The 18,054-nt window shown below is 60.3% G+C and carries 14 protein-coding genes; 5 read left to right on the top strand and 9 right to left on the bottom strand.

Features of this window, described 5'->3' with window-relative positions:
- Window positions 1–241: 241 nt before the first annotated feature.
- Together I2C21_RS09055 and I2C21_RS09050 are read right to left on the bottom strand one after the other, a co-directional pair.
- Complete coding sequence (locus tag I2C21_RS09055) at window positions 242–1,582, bottom strand: uracil-xanthine permease family protein (RefSeq protein WP_195279075.1); 1,341 nt, start codon at window positions 1,580–1,582, stop codon at window positions 242–244.
- Between the two features lie 45 nt (window positions 1,583–1,627).
- Entirely contained in the window at window positions 1,628–3,028 is a 1,401-nt protein-coding gene (locus I2C21_RS09050; RefSeq protein WP_101692204.1) for an amidohydrolase family protein, read from the bottom strand.
- Between the two features lie 236 nt (window positions 3,029–3,264).
- Between I2C21_RS09050 and I2C21_RS09045 the strand changes: the two genes are divergently transcribed.
- Complete coding sequence (locus I2C21_RS09045; protein WP_145996840.1) at window positions 3,265–3,852, top strand: TetR/AcrR family transcriptional regulator; 588 nt, start codon at window positions 3,265–3,267, stop codon at window positions 3,850–3,852.
- Between the two features lie 89 nt (window positions 3,853–3,941).
- Here the strand turns inward: I2C21_RS09045 and I2C21_RS09040 are convergent, their stop codons facing one another.
- Window positions 3,942–6,095: a 5'-nucleotidase C-terminal domain-containing protein gene (locus I2C21_RS09040; protein WP_195279074.1), complete on the bottom strand. Its 2,154-nt coding sequence runs from the start codon at window positions 6,093–6,095 to the stop codon at window positions 3,942–3,944.
- A 560-nt stretch (window positions 6,096–6,655) separates the two neighbouring features.
- Between I2C21_RS09040 and trpB the strand changes: the two genes are divergently transcribed.
- Window positions 6,656–7,858 carry a tryptophan synthase subunit beta gene (gene trpB / locus I2C21_RS09035; RefSeq protein WP_101692650.1) on the top strand — a complete coding sequence of 401 codons (1,203 nt, stop codon included), beginning with the start codon at window positions 6,656–6,658 and terminating at the stop codon, window positions 7,856–7,858.
- Between the two features lie 72 nt (window positions 7,859–7,930).
- On the opposite strand, the gene I2C21_RS09030 is transcribed toward trpB, so the two are convergent.
- The 5 genes from I2C21_RS09030 to I2C21_RS09010 all read right to left on the bottom strand — a co-directional run bounded on the left by I2C21_RS09030 (window position 7,931) and on the right by I2C21_RS09010 (window position 13,752).
- Window positions 7,931–9,478, bottom strand: coding sequence for a recombinase family protein (locus I2C21_RS09030; RefSeq protein ID WP_195279073.1), 1,548 nt, complete (start codon window positions 9,476–9,478; stop codon window positions 7,931–7,933).
- Window positions 9,479–9,781: 303 nt separating this feature from the next.
- Window positions 9,782–10,972, bottom strand: coding sequence for a molybdopterin molybdotransferase MoeA (locus tag I2C21_RS09025; RefSeq protein ID WP_195279072.1), 1,191 nt, complete (start codon window positions 10,970–10,972; stop codon window positions 9,782–9,784).
- A 2-nt stretch (window positions 10,973–10,974) separates the two neighbouring features.
- On the bottom strand, window positions 10,975–11,898 hold the full coding sequence (locus I2C21_RS09020) for a class I SAM-dependent methyltransferase (protein WP_195279071.1): 924 nt from the start codon (window positions 11,896–11,898) through the stop codon (window positions 10,975–10,977).
- Window positions 11,899–11,915: 17 nt separating this feature from the next.
- A complete protein-coding gene (locus I2C21_RS09015; RefSeq protein WP_195279070.1) occupies window positions 11,916–12,713 on the bottom strand; it encodes an ABC transporter ATP-binding protein in 798 nt (265 codons plus the stop codon).
- Window position 12,714: 1 nt separating this feature from the next.
- Window positions 12,715–13,752 carry a FecCD family ABC transporter permease gene (locus tag I2C21_RS09010; RefSeq protein ID WP_186962975.1) on the bottom strand — a complete coding sequence of 346 codons (1,038 nt, stop codon included), beginning with the start codon at window positions 13,750–13,752 and terminating at the stop codon, window positions 12,715–12,717.
- Between the two features lie 207 nt (window positions 13,753–13,959).
- Between I2C21_RS09010 and I2C21_RS09005 the strand changes: the two genes are divergently transcribed.
- Window positions 13,960–15,075, top strand: coding sequence for an ABC transporter substrate-binding protein (locus tag I2C21_RS09005; RefSeq protein ID WP_286167243.1), 1,116 nt, complete (start codon window positions 13,960–13,962; stop codon window positions 15,073–15,075).
- Between the two features lie 140 nt (window positions 15,076–15,215).
- Entirely contained in the window at window positions 15,216–16,118 is a 903-nt protein-coding gene (locus I2C21_RS09000; RefSeq protein ID WP_195279068.1) for an NTP transferase domain-containing protein, read from the top strand.
- Window positions 16,119–16,191: 73 nt separating this feature from the next.
- Here the strand turns inward: I2C21_RS09000 and I2C21_RS08995 are convergent, their stop codons facing one another.
- Complete coding sequence (locus tag I2C21_RS08995; RefSeq protein ID WP_195279067.1) at window positions 16,192–16,659, bottom strand: HAD family hydrolase; 468 nt, start codon at window positions 16,657–16,659, stop codon at window positions 16,192–16,194.
- 265 nt (window positions 16,660–16,924) lie between these two features.
- Between I2C21_RS08995 and I2C21_RS08990 the strand changes: the two genes are divergently transcribed.
- Window positions 16,925–18,040: an MBL fold metallo-hydrolase gene (locus I2C21_RS08990; protein WP_195279066.1), complete on the top strand. Its 1,116-nt coding sequence runs from the start codon at window positions 16,925–16,927 to the stop codon at window positions 18,038–18,040.
- The last annotated feature ends 14 nt before the right edge of the window (window positions 18,041–18,054 follow it).

Here is an 18,054-nt window from a genome sequence, read left to right as displayed (position 1 = left end):
CATATTACACCCAAAAGACAATATTTTTTGCAGGAAGAATCAAAGAGAACATGCGCAATATTTTGCCAGCCATGGAGAAGGGGTAACCACACCTTAATATAAGTAGAAATTTTTGCATAAAAAATTCGGATAACATGCAAAGTGAGCGTGAAAAAACAAAAACAACGGGGAGCGGATGTCCAAGCGGATCCGACCTCGTTGTTTTTGTAAAAAGATTGTCGATGGTTGGAGATATGGCTTCTTACTTGCTCTCCACCTGTGTATTCTCCTCAGATACGGCAGGGACAGCCTTGTCCTTGGGAAGGATCAGGTTGAGCAGAATGGCGGAGAAAGCCGTTCCGGGGATGCCGTTGATGAGGGCGGAGACATAGAAGGGATAGTCGGCCAGAGCAGTCGGTGTGGCGCTGAAGCCGAGACCAATGGCCAGAGACACAGCGATGAGGAGCATATCCCGCTCTGAGAGCTGCTGCTGTCCCAGCATCTTCAGGCCGTTTGCGGCGATGCTGCCGAAGACCACCAGGGTGGCTCCGCCGATGACCGGGGTGGGGATGAGGGAGAGGAAGGCGGCGAGCTTGGGAATGAAGCCCAGCACCACCATAAATCCGCCGGCCGCGGCCACTACATAGCGGCTCTTGACGCCGGTCACGCCGATGAGGCCGATGTTGCCGCTGTAAGAGATGGTGGGGGTGGAGTTGAAGAGGGCGCCCAGAATGCTGGCGACGCCATCACAGACCACACCGCGGGAGAGGTCTTCTTTGGTGGCCACGCGGTTGGCCGCAATAAAGGCCACGGTGGAGGTGTCGCCCAGGAACTCCACCAGATTGACCAGAGTCAGCAGGGCCATGATGATGATGGCGGGCAGCTTGAAGGAGATGCCGAAGTGGAGGGGCTGGGGCAGGGAGAACCAGGAGGACTCATTCAGAGAGGAGAAGTCCACCATGCCCAGCGCAGCGGAGAGCAGGAACCCGGCAATCAGGGCGATCAGGACAGAGGCGCCTTTTACAAAGCCCTTTCCCCAGGCATTGAGTACAATGACGATGACCAGCGTGAAGAGGGCCACACCGTAGTTTTGCAGGCTTCCGTAGGTGGGGCTGTCGCTGCCGCCGGCACAGTACCCCACAGCGACGCTGACCAGGGTGAGACCGATCACCATGATGACACAGCCCATGGCCACAGGGGGGAAGACCTTGCGGATAAATTTGACGCTGACCGCACCGAAGAGGGCCACGGCCACACCGCATACCAGGCTGGCGCCGATGAAGGCGGGGAAGCCATAGACCTGGGAGATGGCGATGGCAGGTGTCACGAAGGTAAAGGTGGCGCCCAGAATGATGGGCAGGCGGTTACCCACCGGACCCACGCCCAGAGACTGGAGGATGGTGCCCACGCCGGCAATAAAGATGCTGCACTGGAGCATGAGGGTGATCTCCGCGCTGGAGAAGCCCAGGCTGGAACCGATGATGAGAGGAATGGCCAGGGTGCTGGCCAGGAAGAGAAGGACGTGCTGAAGACACAGAGGAATCAACTCGGGAACAGGGGGCTTTTCGTTCAGTTCATAAGTACGCGGCGCCTTGTGGTTCATACAGAATTTCCTCCTTTTGCTTTCTCCCTATGGATTTGATAAACCTTATAAATCGTCTCTCAGAGCGGGCTGACGCACGGAGGCGCGCTCCAGCATGCTGCGGGTGGCCTTGCGGATCCAGTGTGCGGTCTCCCGTTCCGGAATGGTCGTGAGAGTACCGTGCTCCACCACCACCTTGCCGTTGACCAGAACGGTATCCACCATGCGCGGATCGCCGCTGAGCACGATACAGGCCGCCGGGTCATTCTGTCCGCCGGCATAGGAGAATTGACTCCAGTCAAAGAGGACCAGATCGGCCGCCATGCCGGGGGCCAGGTAGCCGATGTCGTCCCGGCCCAACACCTGTGCGCCGCCGGCGGTGGCCATCCGGAGCACCTGCTCGGCCGAGGGAGCCCGGCTGCCCCATTTCAGCTGGTTGACCAGATAGCAGTTGCGGATCTCGCCCATCATGTTGGAGGCGTTGTTGCTGGCGGCTCCGTCGACGCCCAGGCCGATGGCCGCGCCTGCCTCCAGAAAATCGGGGACACGGCACACGCCGGAGCTGAGGAACATATTGGAGTTGGGGCAGTGGGCGATACCCGTTCCGGTGTCGGCAAAGAGGCGGACCTCCTCGTCGGTGAGCTGGACGCAGTGGGCAAAGTAGAACTGCTTGCCGAACCAGCCCATCCGGCGCATATATTCCACCGGGCGGCAGCCGTGCCGCTCCATGGAGATGGCCAGCTCACCCTGGCTCTCGCCCAGGTGGGTGTGACACTGCACGTTCCGCTTCAGGGCCAGGTCCCGCAGCCGCTGCACGATCTCATCGGTTTCAAAGGGGGGCCAGCACAGGGAGAGGCCGATCTGACACATGGAGAAGCGGCTGGTGTCATGGTAGGTATCGATGAGCCGCTCCGCATCCGCGACGATGTCATCGGCGGACTCCACCAGATCGTCGGGTACATGGCCGCAGCCCTGGGAGCGGCCAATGGTGATGCCGCCCCGGGTGGGATGGAACCGGATGCCCAGCTCTGCGGCCGCTTCGATCTCCACATCGGTCAGCCGCTGAGTGCCCTGGGGATGGACATACATATGGTCCGAAGAGGTGGTACAGCCTGTTTTCAGAAGGTCTCCCAGGCCCACGAGGGCCCCGGCGCGGACCAGCTCGGGATTGATCTCACGGAAAATATCATAGACCACCATGAGCCACGGCTCCAGCTTCAGACCATTTGCAATGTGGATATTGCGCACCAGGGACTGGAAGGTGTGGTGGTGGGTATTGACAAAGCCAGGAGTGATGATTTTCCCTGTGGCGTCAATCACCTGGACGGGCCCGGGGCCGGCGTCCAGGTTGGGACCGATCTCTAAAATCTGGTTATCCTCCAGCAGCAGATCCGCATTTCGGTAGCGGGTACCCTTGGGATCCATGGTAAGGATCCAGTCGGCATGTTTGATCAGGGTGCGCGGCATGGCATTGCCTCCTCAAAATACTGACTGATTAGTCAGTCGAATTTCTTGCTATCATCATACGCCCCTTGTGCGCTTTGGTCAATTGACTATTTTAGAGAAAAAATAGGATAAAAAATTATACAAAAAGCCGAATGGGAGCCGGGGGAGACGGGAGCCTTGCAAAGTGCCCCGTTTCTTTCTATAATTTTTAAGAGATAGATTTTACCGAGAAAAGGGTGAACGATGTGCCTCGTACTTTGCAGGAACAGCGTATTTTGGATGCGGCCCTCCGGGTGATGGCCAAATATTCCATCAGCGGGACCCGGATGCATCTGATTGCGGAGGAGGCGGGCATGGCCGCGTCCAATCTGCATTACCATTTCAAGACAAAGCATGATCTGCTTCTGGCCCTGCTGGCGGAGATACAGGACCGGTTTGACCAGGAACGCAGCGGGCTTATGCTGCAGGAGACCCATTCCCTGCGGGAGCGGCTGGCGGTCTTTTTTGAGCAGAAGAAGGCGCTCATTCTGGAGCAGCCCCGCTATGACAAGGTCCAGTTTGATTTTTGGCTTTTGGGCCAGTCGGATGAGACGGTCAAGCAGGATTTCCGCCGCTCCTTTGACCACTGGAGAGGGCATCTGGTGGAGAGCATGCTGGAATTTTATCCGCAGATGGAAGCGGAGTATGCCAAGGATCTCTCCTACACGCTGATATCCCTGATGATGGGAGCCTCCATGCAGTATCTGAATGGAGATGGCGTATCCCTGGATCGATATTTTTCGCAGTGCTTGGATATGGTGATCGGAAAAATCGAAGCGGACTATGGTCCGTCCCTCATCAAATAGAAATTGAAAAACGGGCCCCCCGCAGTGAGCAAGCACTGCGGGGGCCCGTCTATTTCAAGAGGTTGGATGATGGGAAGGGCGGGAAAGGATCAGTTCAGAGCGCCGCTGCCCTCCTGGGGATTGAGGATGGTGATGCGGCCATCCAGAGCCGGAGCAATGGAGCCCTGCGCCTTGATGTACTCGCTGACCACATTGCGGTAATAGTCGTTGGTACGGTTGATCAGCTTACAGCCGGGCAGATCCTGGGTTGCCATTTCCCCGTTGTGTCCCTCGCCGTTTTCGGGATTGAGGACGTTGAGCATAGTGTAGCCATCTCCGCCGCCGCACATGAAGTCATTGCAGGCCAGGGTATACCAGGCATTGAGATCCAGCGGAGTTCCGTCCTCCAGCGTCACAGAGACGATGCGCTCGCCCGCGGGCTTGGAACCGTCAAAGGTGTACTTGATGCCCGAGACCTGGGGGAACTTGCCGTTGGTGGTGGGATATCCGTCCACGCCGTTCTCCAGGGCGTCCCACACGGTCTGACCGGTGACCTCCACCAGCGTGACCTTGTTGTCAAAGGGGAGCATGGCAAACACGTCGCCCACGGTCACATCGCCTGCGGTGAGGCCGGCACGGATACCGCCGCCATTCTGAATGGCGATGTCGGCGTCACAGTAATCGCGCAGGGCGTCGGCGGACAGGTTGCCCAGGGGGCTCTCCTGGGTGCGCACCAGGGGGCTGGACCAGGCAATGTCAGAGGCGCACTGTCCGATGACCACGTCCATCTGGGCATCCAGGTCGGCCTGATAGTCCTCCAGGATGGCCTTGACCTCGGGGTCCTCAGGAACGTCGGAGGAGAGGATGATCTGATTGAAGGTATAGCCCAGAACCTCGCCGTCCTTGATGTTCAGGTTGGTCTGGTTGACGCAGGTGCCCACGCCGCCGGGATTCACCACCACGGTGTCCTCAATGTTCAGAGGACGGCCGAAGATGTCGTTTCCGCCGCCGATCTCCAGATCAATTCCATCGATCTTGGTGGGGACGGTGTTGTTGTGGCTGTGGAGATGGGAGAGAAGGATGACCACATCCGACTCGGCGCTGGCCTTGGTGACGGTCTCCTGGCCCACTTCCCACTGGTCATGGAAGTCGATGTCCTGGGTGTTGGAGTAGTGGGTGGTGGCCTTGCTGCCGTCGTCGGTGAGACCCACGATGGCCACCTTTAGGCCGCCCACTTCCTTGATGATATAGGGATCAAACTGCTCGGGATAGGTGCCGTCCTTCCAGAAGGTATTGGCGGAGAGCATGGCGTATTCCGCACGGTCCGCCAGAGAGAGCAGATTCTCAAAGGAGTAGTCGAAGTCGTGGTTTCCCAGCACCGTGGCGTCGTAGCCCTGGGTGTTCATAACGTCCACACTGGACTTGCCCAGCGAAATATTGGCCAGATCGGTGTTGTAGGGGGAGTCGCCTCCGTCAATGATCAGGGTGTTGGGGTTGCGGCGCTTTGCCTCGTCAAAGAGCCAGGCAGCCCGGGCCGAACCGCCCACCTGGATCCGGGAGCCGGAAGGCGTGTAGGGGACCATATTGCCGTGGATATCCGAGGTGGACATGGTGGTGAGGATGGTCAGGTCCTGGATGGCGGTATCCAGCAGCAGAGCCGCCTCGCCGCGGGTCATGACGGTATCATCCAGAGTGAGGCCTTCCGGGAGCAGTCCGTCCGCCTGGCCCTGGGCCAGGAAGTCCATCTCCTTGTCCGCACCGTAGACCGCCTTCATCACGGCCAGGGCAAACTCGGTCCGGGTCATGGTCTTGTCCCCCTGGAAGGAGCCGTCGATCTGCTCCATCAGGCGGGCCTCCAGCACCGTATTGGCCACAGTCTCAGCCCAGGTACCCACGGCATCGGGAGCGGCGGGCATAAGAGCGGCATCCAGTGTGGCTACCGTGGTGGAAGTGGAGTAGAAAGCTTTGGTGGTAGGCTCCGGGATGGTGCCGTCCTCGCCGGCCTCGGGCGCGGGGGCTTCCATGGAAAAGACCGGGACCAGGCAGAAGGCATTGTAGAGCATAGAGGCGGCAGCCGAACGGGTCAGGGCCTCCTCCGGGCGGTAGGAACCGGTGCCGTCACCCTGGAGCACACCGCGCTGGACAAGGTTGTCGATGCTCTGGGCGTAGGGACCGGAGACATCGCTCAGAGAGGCCGCAGAGGCGGGGATAGAGACCGCAAGGCTCAGGGCCAGAGACAGGGGGAGAATGCGCATCTTTTTCATAATCATGCTCCTCATCTCAAAATTTTCGTATAAGAACAAATTAAGTATAGCAAGGAATCAAACGCTGTGCAAGAGAGGTGGGAGTAATGAATATGTAAGGAAAGAAAAGAGGACGAAAAATTGGGACAACGGACGGGAAGGCGGCCAGGAATACTTGACAAAGAACGTGTGGGATGATATAATGCAGAAAATTTAATAAACTAAACCAATGAAGCGGAGATAACGGCAGTCATGCCCTCACAGAGAGCCTGCGGCGCTGGAAAGCAGGCAGGACACAGGCTGTCAAATGGACCGCAGAGGGTGTGGGGAAACGGGAGGATTCCGGAGTATCCGCAACGTGTGGCATACGTTAGTTGCCGGGGATATGTTGGTATCCTATGGAGTGTGCGGGGATGACCCGTGAATACAAGGTGGCACCGCGGATGATAGTGCTATGATTCGTCCTTGGCAGAAGAGTTGGTTCTGTCAGGGACGTTTTTGTTTTTTCGGAAAACATCCGGGACAACATGCCGGAACGATATGAAATGCGTCAGGAGGAGAAGAACATGAAATTCAATCAGGTGGAATTTGATACTTATTTCAAGCAGTACCCGGATGAAAAAGGGTTTTATGGGAAATATGGCGGCTCCTATATTCCTGCCGAGCTCCAGGCGGCCATGGATGAGATCACCCAGGCCTATTTCACCATCTGCAAGTCCAGCAAGTTTGTCAGTGAGCTGCGGCGCATCCGCCGGGAGTTTCAGGGCAGACCCACGCCGGTCTCCTATCTGGAGCGGCTCTCGGGCACGCTGGGCAATGTGCAGCTGTATGTCAAGCGGGAGGACCTGAACCACACGGGAGCCCACAAGCTCAACCACTGCATGGGCGAGGCGTTGCTGGCCAAGTATATGGGCAAGAAAAAGGTCATCGCCGAGACCGGCGCCGGACAGCACGGAGTGGCCCTGGCCACGGCTGCGGCCTACTTCGGGCTGGAGTGCGACATCTATATGGGCGCGGTAGACATCCAGAAGCAGGCTCCCAATGTGGCGCGCATGAAGATCCTGGGCGCCAATGTGATCGAGGTCACCCACGGGCTCCAGACCCTGAAGGAAGCGGTGGACGCCGCCTTTGACGCCTACTGCCGGGAGTACCGGGACGCCATCTACTGCATCGGCTCCGTGGTGGGTCCCCACCCCTTCCCCATGATGGTGCGGGATTTCCAGGCTGTGGTGGGCATTGAAGCCAGAGAGCAGTTCCTGGAGATGACGGGCGAGCTGCCCGACGCGGTGGTGGCCTGCGTGGGCGGCGGCTCCAACGCCATGGGCATGTTTGCCGGCTTCCTCAACGACCCGGTGGACATCTACGGGGTAGAGCCGCTGGGCCGGGGCTCTGCCCTGGGCGATCACGCGGCCAGCCTCTCCTACGGCAGCGAGGGTATCATGCACGGGTTCAACAGCCTCATGCTCAAGGACGCCAACGGGGAGCCGGCGCCGGTCTACTCGGTGGCCAGCGGACTGGACTATCCCTCCTCCGGACCAGAGCACGCCTTCCTCCACGATCTGGGACGGGTCAAGTACGACGTGGTCAACGATGAGGAGACCATCGACGCCTTCTTCACCCTCTCCCGGCTGGAGGGCATCATCCCCGCCATTGAGAGCGCCCACGCGGTGGCCTATGGCATGAAGCTGGCTAAGACTATGGGGAAGGGCTCGGTCCTCATCAACCTGTCCGGCCGCGGAGACAAGGACATGGACTATATCATTGAAAAGTACGGAATCCGATAAAAGAATGGAAACAGGGGCGCGCCAATACCGATTGGCGCGCCCCCATTTTTGTCGGAAGGACAGGATGAAAGCTTACCCGGATAACAGCCCTGCATCGTCGGCAAAGGTGTATGTAATCTCAAGGTGATGATCTGGAAAGACCCGGATCTCCCGGATGGTCTCGGCCACGGTGACCCGGTCCAGCTCGGTGAGTTTCCCCTGCCGGAGCAGGGCGTCCACCCAGGGCCGGCGGAGGGGATCGTCCTTCTGCTCCCGGGCGAGCTGGGCGAGCTGGCGGGTCAGGGCCTGGATCTGTGCTTCGTAATCCTCCTGATAGGCCAGATAGTCTGCCCGGCTGAGCAGGCCGTCCCGGTAATCCTCATAGGCGGATTTTTTCAGCCGGCGCAGACGCTGGAGAGCGGATTCCAGCCGCTCTCCCTCTGGAGGACCGCCGGAGGAGTGGGGCAGACCGGCGGCCGACTGCTGGGCGAGGATGTTGAGGTCCCCCGCAGAGGAGAGCAGGCGGTTGAGATCCGCCAGAACGATCTGCTCCAGCGCGGCGTGAGAGATGCTGTGCCTGGTGCAGACGGTGGGGCCATAGCGCTTATAGGAGCCGCAACTGTAGGAGAGCCCGCCGGGGCGCCGGGTCTTTACCATGGCCCGTCCACAGGCGCCGCAGCGGAGAAAACCGGCAAAGGGGCTTTGATTTTGCTCAAAGCTCAGCTGCCGGGTGCGCTTTTGAAGCAGACTTTGGACCCGCTCCCACTGCTCCCGGGAGATGATGGGGTCATGGGTGCCGGGGACCACGATCCACTCCGCCCGCTGCCGCTGGCGGGCCTTTCCGTGCATGCCGGGACGCTCGCTGCGGCCCTGCTCCATGTTGCCCAGGTACATCTGGTTTTGCAGGATACGGTGGACGGTGGCGTAGGTCCAGTAGGTGGTCTGATCCATCCTGCGCCCGTTGTGGTAGCGCTCGCCGGAGAGGCGCTTATACTCGCTGGGGCTGGGGATGTGCTCGGCGTTGAGGACCTTGGCGATCTTGAGCTGTCCGAGCCCCGCCTCACACAGATCAAAGATCCGCTGGACCACACAGGCGGCGGGGGGATCGATCTCCAGATGGTTGTGGTTCCTGGGGTCTTTCCGGTAGCCATAGCTGGGGAAGGCCCCGATAAACTCCCCCCGTCGCTGCTTGGAGCGGATGGTGGAGCGGACCTTGTCCGAGATGTCCTTGGCATACTGGGTGTTGAAGAGGTTTTTGATGGGCAGGAGCATGTCATAGCGCCCCTGTTCGCTGTCCACCCCGTCGTTGACGGCGATGAAGCGCACCCCACGGGCGGGGAATTCCTTTTCCAGATAGCGCCCCACCTCGATGTAGTCCCGCCCGAACCGGGAGAGGTCCTTGACCAGAATACAGTCGATGATTCCGGCGGCCATGTCCTCCTCCATGCGGCGGAAAGAGGGACGGTCAAAATTAGTGCCGGTGTAGCCGTCATCCTGGTAGAAATCGATCAGGCGGAGCTCGGGATGCTCCGCGATGTATTGCTCCAGGAGACGGCGCTGATGGGCGATGCTGTCACTCTCGCTCTTGTCGCCATCCTCCCGGGAGAGGCGCAGATACCCGGCCGTATTCCATGTGCGCACGGCCGTCCCTCCTTTCGCAGGTGGATATGGGGCTATTTCATATGGGCCCGGAGCAGGGCCTGGACCACGGCCTCCGGGGAGCGGTCCCCCGCAAATCGGCGGGAGATGTGCCAAGACTCCGGGAGGCGTGGCGGGGCTGTCTGGGTGGACATGTGGCTTCCTCCTTTTCCGTAAATCTCTCTGATAACCTATGCGGGAAAAGGGCGGAATAGTATGGGCAAAAGACGGCCCCGGGTTTTGACCCGGGGCCGCCTCCATATGTCGCAAATCATTGGTATGCTTCTTAAAATGCGAACGGTTCGCTTAGAAATCTTCCAGGCCGCGCAGCAGCGTGACCTCCAGCGTTTCGCCGGGCTGGTAAGAGCCCCGGCCCAACTCGGTGATAAAGATGGCGCCCGCCCCCAGGGCGTCGGCCACGCTGCCGCCCCGCCAGGGCTTCTGCTTGGTCTGGTAGCCGGTGGGGGTGTGCCAGAGCTCCATCATACAGAGGATCTCCATATCGCTGGGGGCCTGGATGGGCTCGGTGAGAGTGGCCGGGACCGTCTGCCGCCGGGGAAGCGGTGTGTGGAGCAGCCGGTGTACGATGGCGCGGATACACCAGTCCATGCCGTAGAGTACCGCCAAGGGAGGCCCGGGCAGATTGATCACCGGTTTATTTCCAATGAGAGCCACGCACATGGGTTTTCCAGGCGCGGCGGCCACCCAGTGGAACAGCGCCGAGCCACGCTCCTCCAGCAGGCGGGCGTTGAAATCCTCTTCCCCTTTGGAAGAGCCGCCGTTGAGGAGTACCACGTCGGCCTCCTCCAGCGCCCGGTCCAGAGCGGCCGCCACATTCTCCGGACGGTCTGGTACGATGGGATAACACAGTGGTTCGGCCCCCATCTCCCGGAGGAGGTTGTGGGCCAGGATGCTGTTGCTGTCAATGTTGCACCCGCGCTTCACGGTGGCCCCCAGGGGGATCAGTTCGCTGCCGGTGGGGAGAAAGGCGACCTTTGGCTTTGCAAAGACTTCCACCTGGTCTATGCCGCCCATGGCCAGGCTGGCCAGGTCAAAGGGGCGCAGCTGCCGGTGCTTTGGGACCAGAAGCTGCCCTTCCCGTATGGTGCTGCCGCAGGGCCGGACCCGATCTCCGGGTTGGACCGAGGAGATGTCATGGAGCCGGAGCCCTCCTTCGGGCGGGAACTCCACCTGCTCAATGGGGATGACCGCGTCAAAGCGGTCGTCAAAGTCGTCGCCGGTGTCGGCGCGGTAGAAGTCTTCCCCGAGCTTCCAGTGGGACATGTCCGGGATCCCCGCGCAGAAGCGGGAGGAAGTGACGGCCACGCCGTCCATGGCGGCCGCCCGGACCACCGGGATGGATACCTGGGCGTACAGGTCCTGAACAGGGACCCGGCCCAGTGCCTGGATCGTGGGGATGGTCTCGCTCCCGGCGATGGGGGCCCAGCGCTGGAACAAGGTCTCCAGAACGTGGGCGCGGGTGGGCAGTGGGGACATGGTCATACCTCCTTCTCAGTATGTATTTTTTCCGGCGCGGAAGAGACGCGCACATCCCACAGGATGCGGCCGTAGCAGGCCTCGATGGACTCGGTGAGCAGGCCGTCGGCGTCGGTATTGCGCTCCATCCAATCCAGAATGCGGGCCTGATGCTCCGGCGTGCGGGCCTCCCGGGGCAGTGTGTGCTCCATCAGAAGGGAGGCATAGCGCTCGCTGGGCGGGAGACGCCGCTCCTGAAGGCGGGAATCATAGCTGGTCTTAGGCAGATAGCCCATCAGCAGCAAGGCGTTGAAGAGGGAGTAAAACCAGCGGATCCCCCAGGTAGGGGCCTCCGGAGGCAGGTGAAAGACCTCCTCCCGGAGCCGGCGGCACAGAGAATTGCGGCGGTAGATGTGGGTGATGTTGCAGCAGTAGGCCCGGCTCATGGACACCACCTTCTGGAGGCCCAGCTTCCCGTGGATCGCGGGGGTGAGGGAGCTGAACACCAGGTCAAAGGCCTTCTCTAGCCCCTCCTCTTGGACATCCAACGCTTGAAAGTCGGCCACCCGGAGGGTCAGGTTTTCCACGCCCTGCTTCCGGGCGTATTCGCTGCCATAGTGGACCATCCGGGGAGAGAGATCAAAGCCGGTCACCCAGCGGACCCGGGAGGCGAAGGCGGCGGCAAAGCGGGCCGGACCGCAGCCGATATCGGCAATCTCATATTCCGGGCGGAGCAGGCCGCGCTCTTCCAGATAGGCCATGGTGCTCCGGACGCGGGCGTCCCCCTTCTGGGCCTTGGGACCCTCCTGCTCCCAGGCGTCTGCCCGCTGATCCCACTTCTGGGCGGAGTGGTCGGGCCGGTCCACGGGCTGGGATTCCTGCATGGAGAGAAAATAGTCCAGATCCCCCCGCAGATCGGGATAGGGTGTGGAGAGAAGCGGTGTCATAACAGTACCTCCTCAAATCAAAAGGATGCGGCCGGCCGTTGGACCGGCAGGCAAATCGTTCTCCGGGCGCCGTAGCGGTCATGGACCGTGGCGACGTCGATCTCAATGTGATAGACCGCCTGGAGATGCTCCGGTGTGATGACCTGTTCCGGGCTTCCGAAGGCGGAGCGCTCCCCATTCTGCATCAGCAGCACCTTGCTGCCGATGGAGGCGGGGCATTCCGGGCTGTGGGTGGACATGACGATGCAGTATCCCTTCTGGGCCAGATCGGCTACCACCTCCATGAGGAGCTGGTGGTTGGCGTAGTCCAGATTGGCGGCTGGCTCATCCAGAACAAAGATCTTGGCTGACTGGCAGATGGCACGGGCCAGCAGGACGAGCTGTCGCTGTCCTCCGCTGAGCGCGGTGTATTTCCGGTTGGCAAGGTGGGCGGCGTTGAGCTTTTCCAGAGCCGCAAAGGCGGCCGCGCGGTCGGCCTCCTTGGGGGCACAGAAGGTGGAAAAATGGGCTGAGCGCCCCATCAGGACCACATCCAGCACAGTATAGGAGAAAACGGGGGTGTGGTACTGGGGAATGTAGGCGATGCGGCTTGCCAGCACCCGGGGGGAAAAGGAGCGCACATCCTGTCCATCCAGCCGGATACTCCCTCCGGTGATGGGCAGAAGGCCCAGAAGCAGGCGGAAGAGGGTGGTCTTGCCGCACCCATTGGGCCCCAGCAGGCAGAGCACCTCCCCCGCGTCGGCGGAGCAGCTCACCCCTTTGACCACGTCTTTTCCGCCATATCCGCCGCGGACCTGGTCCACTTCCAGCAGCATATCAATCGCGCTCCTTCCGCTTGATGATGAGATAGACAAAGAACGGTGCGCCCATAATGCTGGTTACCACGCCCAGCGGCAGCTCCATGGAGAGGATCGAGCGGGCCAGATCATCCATCAGCAGCAGATAGAGGGCGCCCAGCATGGCGCTTGCGGGAATGAGACGGCTGTAATCCACCCCCACCAATGCCCGGGCCATGTGGGGGATCATAAGGCCAACCCAGCCGATCATGCCGCCCAGACACACGGCGGCGGCGCTGAGGAGAGTGGAGGCCAGAATCAGGATCAGGCGGAGCCGGCGCACGTTGATGCCCAGCGTGATGGCCTCCTCTTCCTCCAGGGTCAGCAGATTGATCCGCCAGCGCAGCAGCAGGACGATGGCGAGACCCACCGCCATGGGGACCGCGCTCCAGGAGAAGGAGTTCATGCTGGTCTTGGTCAGACTTCCCATGAGCCAAAACGTGATCTGCTGAAGCACGTCGTTGGGATCGGAAACATACTTGATCATGGTGACGCCGGCATTGCACAGGGCCATGACCATGGAGCCGGTGAGCACCAGGCTGAGGATCTGGGAATGGGCCGATTTCCGGCTGATGAGATAGGAGAATGCCACCGCGGCAATGCCGCCGGTGAACGCCGAGAGCTGAATAAGCCAGTTGGGGGAGCCGCACAGAATAGCAAAGGCGGCCCCAAGGCTGGCCCCGGAGGAGACCCCCAGAATATCCGGCGAGACCAGGGGATTGCGGAACATCCCCTGATAGGTGGCCCCCGCCACCGAGAGGGAGGCCCCGATGAAGAGGGCCGAGAGGATGCGGGGGAGGCGGATGCTCCAGAAGATGGTCACGGCCTGGGGCTTGATCTCCCCGGCGGCCCCAAAGCGGGAGAGGAAGGCCTGAAACACTTCCTGAGGGGTCAAGGGATAGTAGCCGATGGCAAAGGAGAAGAGCCCGGCCGCCGCCAGGGCCAGAAACATCCCGGCCAGTACGAGGCGGTAGCGCCTGCGGATCACCGCCTCCTCCTGCTGATATTCCAACTGCATATCCAGGCCTCCTTCGCTTTTCTGCAACGGAATGGTGCTTGACATCCGGACAGGATTGTGATAGTGTCTAAAACATCAAGTCGATATGTTTTTAAAAAACTATCGACGAGAAGTAGTATGACACATTTCCCGCGCTGTGTCAATTCCGACTTGGGCCCGGGTCGGATTTGGGATAGAAACCAAAGCAAGAAAGAGGAGGTCACATCGTTGAAACGTAACTTACGGCGTACATCGGGATTGGCGGCGCTGCTGCTGGCACTGGCGCTGCTGGCCGGATGTACACAGAGCGGCTCCGTTCCCACGGCTTCCCCGGTGGCAGATCCTTCCGCGCAGCAGACCGAGCAGACCGGACAGCGGGAGATCACCGATATGGCGGGGCGCACCATGACGGTACCGGAAGAGATCCAGTCGGCCTTTTCCACCGGCCCGGTCTCGGCCATCTATCTGTACACATTGGTCCCCGACAAACTGCTGGGCTGGAACTATGAGCTCAATGACATTGAGAAGAGCATCATCCTTCCCGAGTATCACGACCTGCCCAATTTCGGCATGGGAGACTCGGTCAACTACGAGGCCGTGATTGCGGCCGGTCCCACCATTGCCTTTCATGTCTCCGCCATCAATGAGGGGACGAAGGACGAGGCCGATCAGCTCTCCCAGCAGCTGGGTATTCCGGTGGTGATGGTGAGCTCCGAGCTGGAGGACGCAGCGGAGGTCTACCGCTTCATGGGAGAGCTCTTTGGCGTGGAGGAGCAGGCGGAGGCCCTGGCGGAGTATGCCGAGGCCGTCTTTGCGGATGTAGCCGCCATCGATGTCTCCGAGGAGGAGAAGGTCCGCGTCTACTATGGAAATGGGGAAAACTCTCTGGAGACCGCTCCGGCCGGTTCCTCCCACGGCGCCATCTTGGACGCGGTGAAAGCGGTCAATGTGGCCGATCTGGAGCTGGGAGACGGCTCCAGAGTCCAGATCTCTCTGGAGCAGCTGCTGGCCTGGGACCCCGACGTGATCGTGGTCAATGGTGAGCCCAAGTCCAACATGAGCGGCGGCGCGGCGGCCCAGTCCATTTTGAGCAATCCGGATTTTGCCACCCTCAAAGCCGTACAGGAGGGGAAGGTTTACGGCACGCCCAACGCGCCGTTCAGCTGGGTGGACCGTCCGCCGGGACCCAACCGTCTGGTGGGAATCCGCTGGCTGGCCGGGCTGCTCTATCCCGACCGGGTGCCCTATGACGTGGACGAGGAGGTCAAGGAGTTCTTCCAGCTCTTCTACCATGTGGACCTGAGCGAGGAGCAGCTGGCACAGCTCTACGCCGGTACGATATAAAAAACAGTATCCAGAACCGATGCCCGGAGAACGCGCTCTCCGGGCATCTCTGCCTTTGGTTGTCTTTTGCAGTATCTGTGGTATAATTTTGGTACATTCTGAGAAGATGAGTCCAGAGCATGGAGAAGGTGGGAGCGCACATGACAGCTGCTTTGATCATTGCCGCGGGTCAGACCGGCGGCGCACGGCGGTTTGAACCGGAAAAAGAGGTAGGGACCCTGAGCGCCCTCAAGCGGAGCGTGCTGACCTTTCAGATGGCCGGGGTGGAGCGCATTGCCGTGGTCTGCGACGGCGAGGAGGACCGGGCCGAAAAGCTGATCCCCCATATGAACGTGGTCTTTCTCCACAGCTCCCACACCGGAGAGATGCTGGAGAGCATCAAAACCGGCCTTTCCTACTTGCAGGACAAGTGCTCTGCGGTGCTCATATCCCACACCGATGTGCCGCTTTTTTCGGTGGAGACGGTGAAGAGACTGCTGGAAGCAGAGGGAGAGATCTGCGTGCCGGTCTGCGGCGGCCGGGGCGGCCATCCCATCCGTCTGAGTGCAGGGCAGATCCCGGGGGTACTGGGGTATGACGGGCCGGACGGACTGGCCGGCGCCATCCGCGCGGCGGGCGTGGAACGGACGCGGTTGGAGGTGGACGATGAGGGCATCCTGGCCAATGTCCGGGATGGACGAAAGTATGAGCATCTGATCTCCGGCTATGAGAAGCAGGGACTGCGCCCCGGCTTTCGCTTTCAGCTGTTGGGGGACCGCCCCTTCTATGGCCCGGGCGCCCATCAGCTCCTGCACCTGACCGAGGAGACGGGCTCGCTGATGGATGCCTGCCGTCTCATGGGGATCTCGTACAGCAAGGGACGGAAGATCATCTCCAACCTGGAGCGGCATATGGACTGCCCGGTGCTGGAGCGCACCCGGGGTGGAAAATCGGGGGGAGCGTCCACCGTGACAGAGGCCGGCAAAGCGCTGATGGAAACCTACGGCGCCTTTTGTCAGGAGGCGGAGGAGTATCTCACCCAGCTCTTTTCCAAATATTTTTAAAGATGAAAACGACGCTTTCCCGGCCGGTCAGGCCGCGGGAAAGCGTCGTTTTTTTGCGGTGTGGAAAGGGCGGCTAGGTGCGCAGAGTGGCCCGGATGCGCTGGGGTTTGAGCAGAAGGTCCAGCGCGTCTGTAATGGAGGTCACCACAATGTCCGCATGGCCGAGGAGAGCGGCGCAGCAGCCCTCCTGCCCCATGACACAGATGGAGAGTGCGGCCTGATCGGCCATCCGGATATCGTTATAGCCGTTGCCGATGCAGACCACGCCCCCGGACAGAGAGCGGGCCTCGGAGGCCTTGATCTCAGCTACATGGTCGGTGGGAAAGACCTTGACGGCGACCGGAAGCCCGGCGCACTCCCGCTGGGCGGTCCCATGGGTATCGGCGGTGATGACTGAGATATCCAGACTGCGGCTGAGAGCCTCCAGTCTGGGTTTTACCGCGGGAATCAGCTGACCATCCAGGGCGATGGTCCCATTGTAGTCCAGAAGCAAATGGGTGAGTTGGAGGGGTTCCCGACCGGGGATCGCAATGGTGAGCATATCGGTCTTCTCCTTTGGATGATCTATGGTGCATGAGGAAGAAGGGGGAGGAAACAGAGCGTTTCGCTCTGCTCTCAGGATAGCAGAGCGGGCGCCCGGCGGCAAGCGAAATATGAGGGAAAATGGCGGATGAAGGAGACTTTGCAACCATCTATATTTGGCGGTGAGAATAGAGAGGAAAACAATTTGAACTCCTCATTCACCAAAGCTATACTGGAAGGCGGAGAAAGGCCGGGTGTGTCGGCCTGGGAAAGAAGAAAATTTTATGAAGCACAAGAGACAGGCAGCTGCGGTACTGGCGTGTACGCTGGCGCTGGGACTGGGGGCAACGGCAGGAGCCCGGTCCATGTATCCCATTTTCATCAATGGGGAGGAGACGGAGCTGGCGGGCAATACCGTCAACGGCGTCACCACCATTGGCCTGCGTGCGCTGGCAGAAGGGTTGGGATTTCAGGTGGAATTTGACCAGGAGAGCTCCGCGATCCGCATCACCCGGGAGGATGAGGTAAAGATCACCACCCTGGCGGAGAACAACAACGGCAGCAATGAGGCGCTGGAGAAGGAGTTCGGATTTTCCGCCATCATAGAGACCGGCAACGATAAGATCATCTTTGATACCGCCAAGGCGGGCCAGTTCCTGAAAAATGCCCAGGCCATGAAGATCGACCTGGCCGACTGCAATAAGATGGTTCTCAGCCACACCCACTATGACCACTGCGGCGGTGTGATTCCCTATTTTGATACCTACGGCGCCGAGGGGAAGACTCTCTTTGTGAAGAAGGGCTTCTTCGATAAGGCCGACGGCAAATACTATTACGATTCGGTGGGACAGAAGTTTGACTTTACGGATGGCACCAAGGGTTACTTCCCTGTGGGCATCAACTTTGACGAGCAGGACCTGCTGGACCGGGGCGTTGCCATTGAGTACCTGGATACCAGCAGTGTCAAGATCGCCGACGGCGTAACGGTCTACGGCTCGTTCGACAAGGACCCGTCCTTCCAGCTGGCTCCCAACATGCTGGAGAAGGGGGAGGACGGCACCTACGAGGTGGACGATTTTGACGAAGAGGTCGCAGTCGCGGTGGAGACCAGCAAGGGTCTTGTGATCCTCTCCGGCTGCTCGCACAGCGGAATCCTGAACATCGTCAATACCATCCAGGAGCGCTCGGGCGAAAAGGTGTACGCGGTGATCGGCGGCTTCCACCTGCTGGACGCGGACGAGGCGACCATCCAGGAGACCATCGACCGCTTCAAGGAGCTGGGCGTACAGCAGATCGGCCTGTCTCACTGCACCGGCCCCAAGGCGACCGCCATGTTCCAGGAGCAGATGCCGGAGCAGACCTTCCTCAATACGACGGGAAGCGTCTATACGGTGGAATAATTAGCATATTCAAA

It is taken from the genome of Clostridium sp. J1101437_171009_A5, from assembly GCF_015547905.1.
In the GTDB taxonomy this organism is placed as follows: domain Bacteria; phylum Bacillota; class Clostridia; order Oscillospirales; family Oscillospiraceae; genus Pseudoflavonifractor_A; species Pseudoflavonifractor_A gallinarum.
The sequence above is the reverse complement of the archived record's forward strand: the minus strand, read 5'-3'. Positions and strand labels throughout refer to the sequence as shown.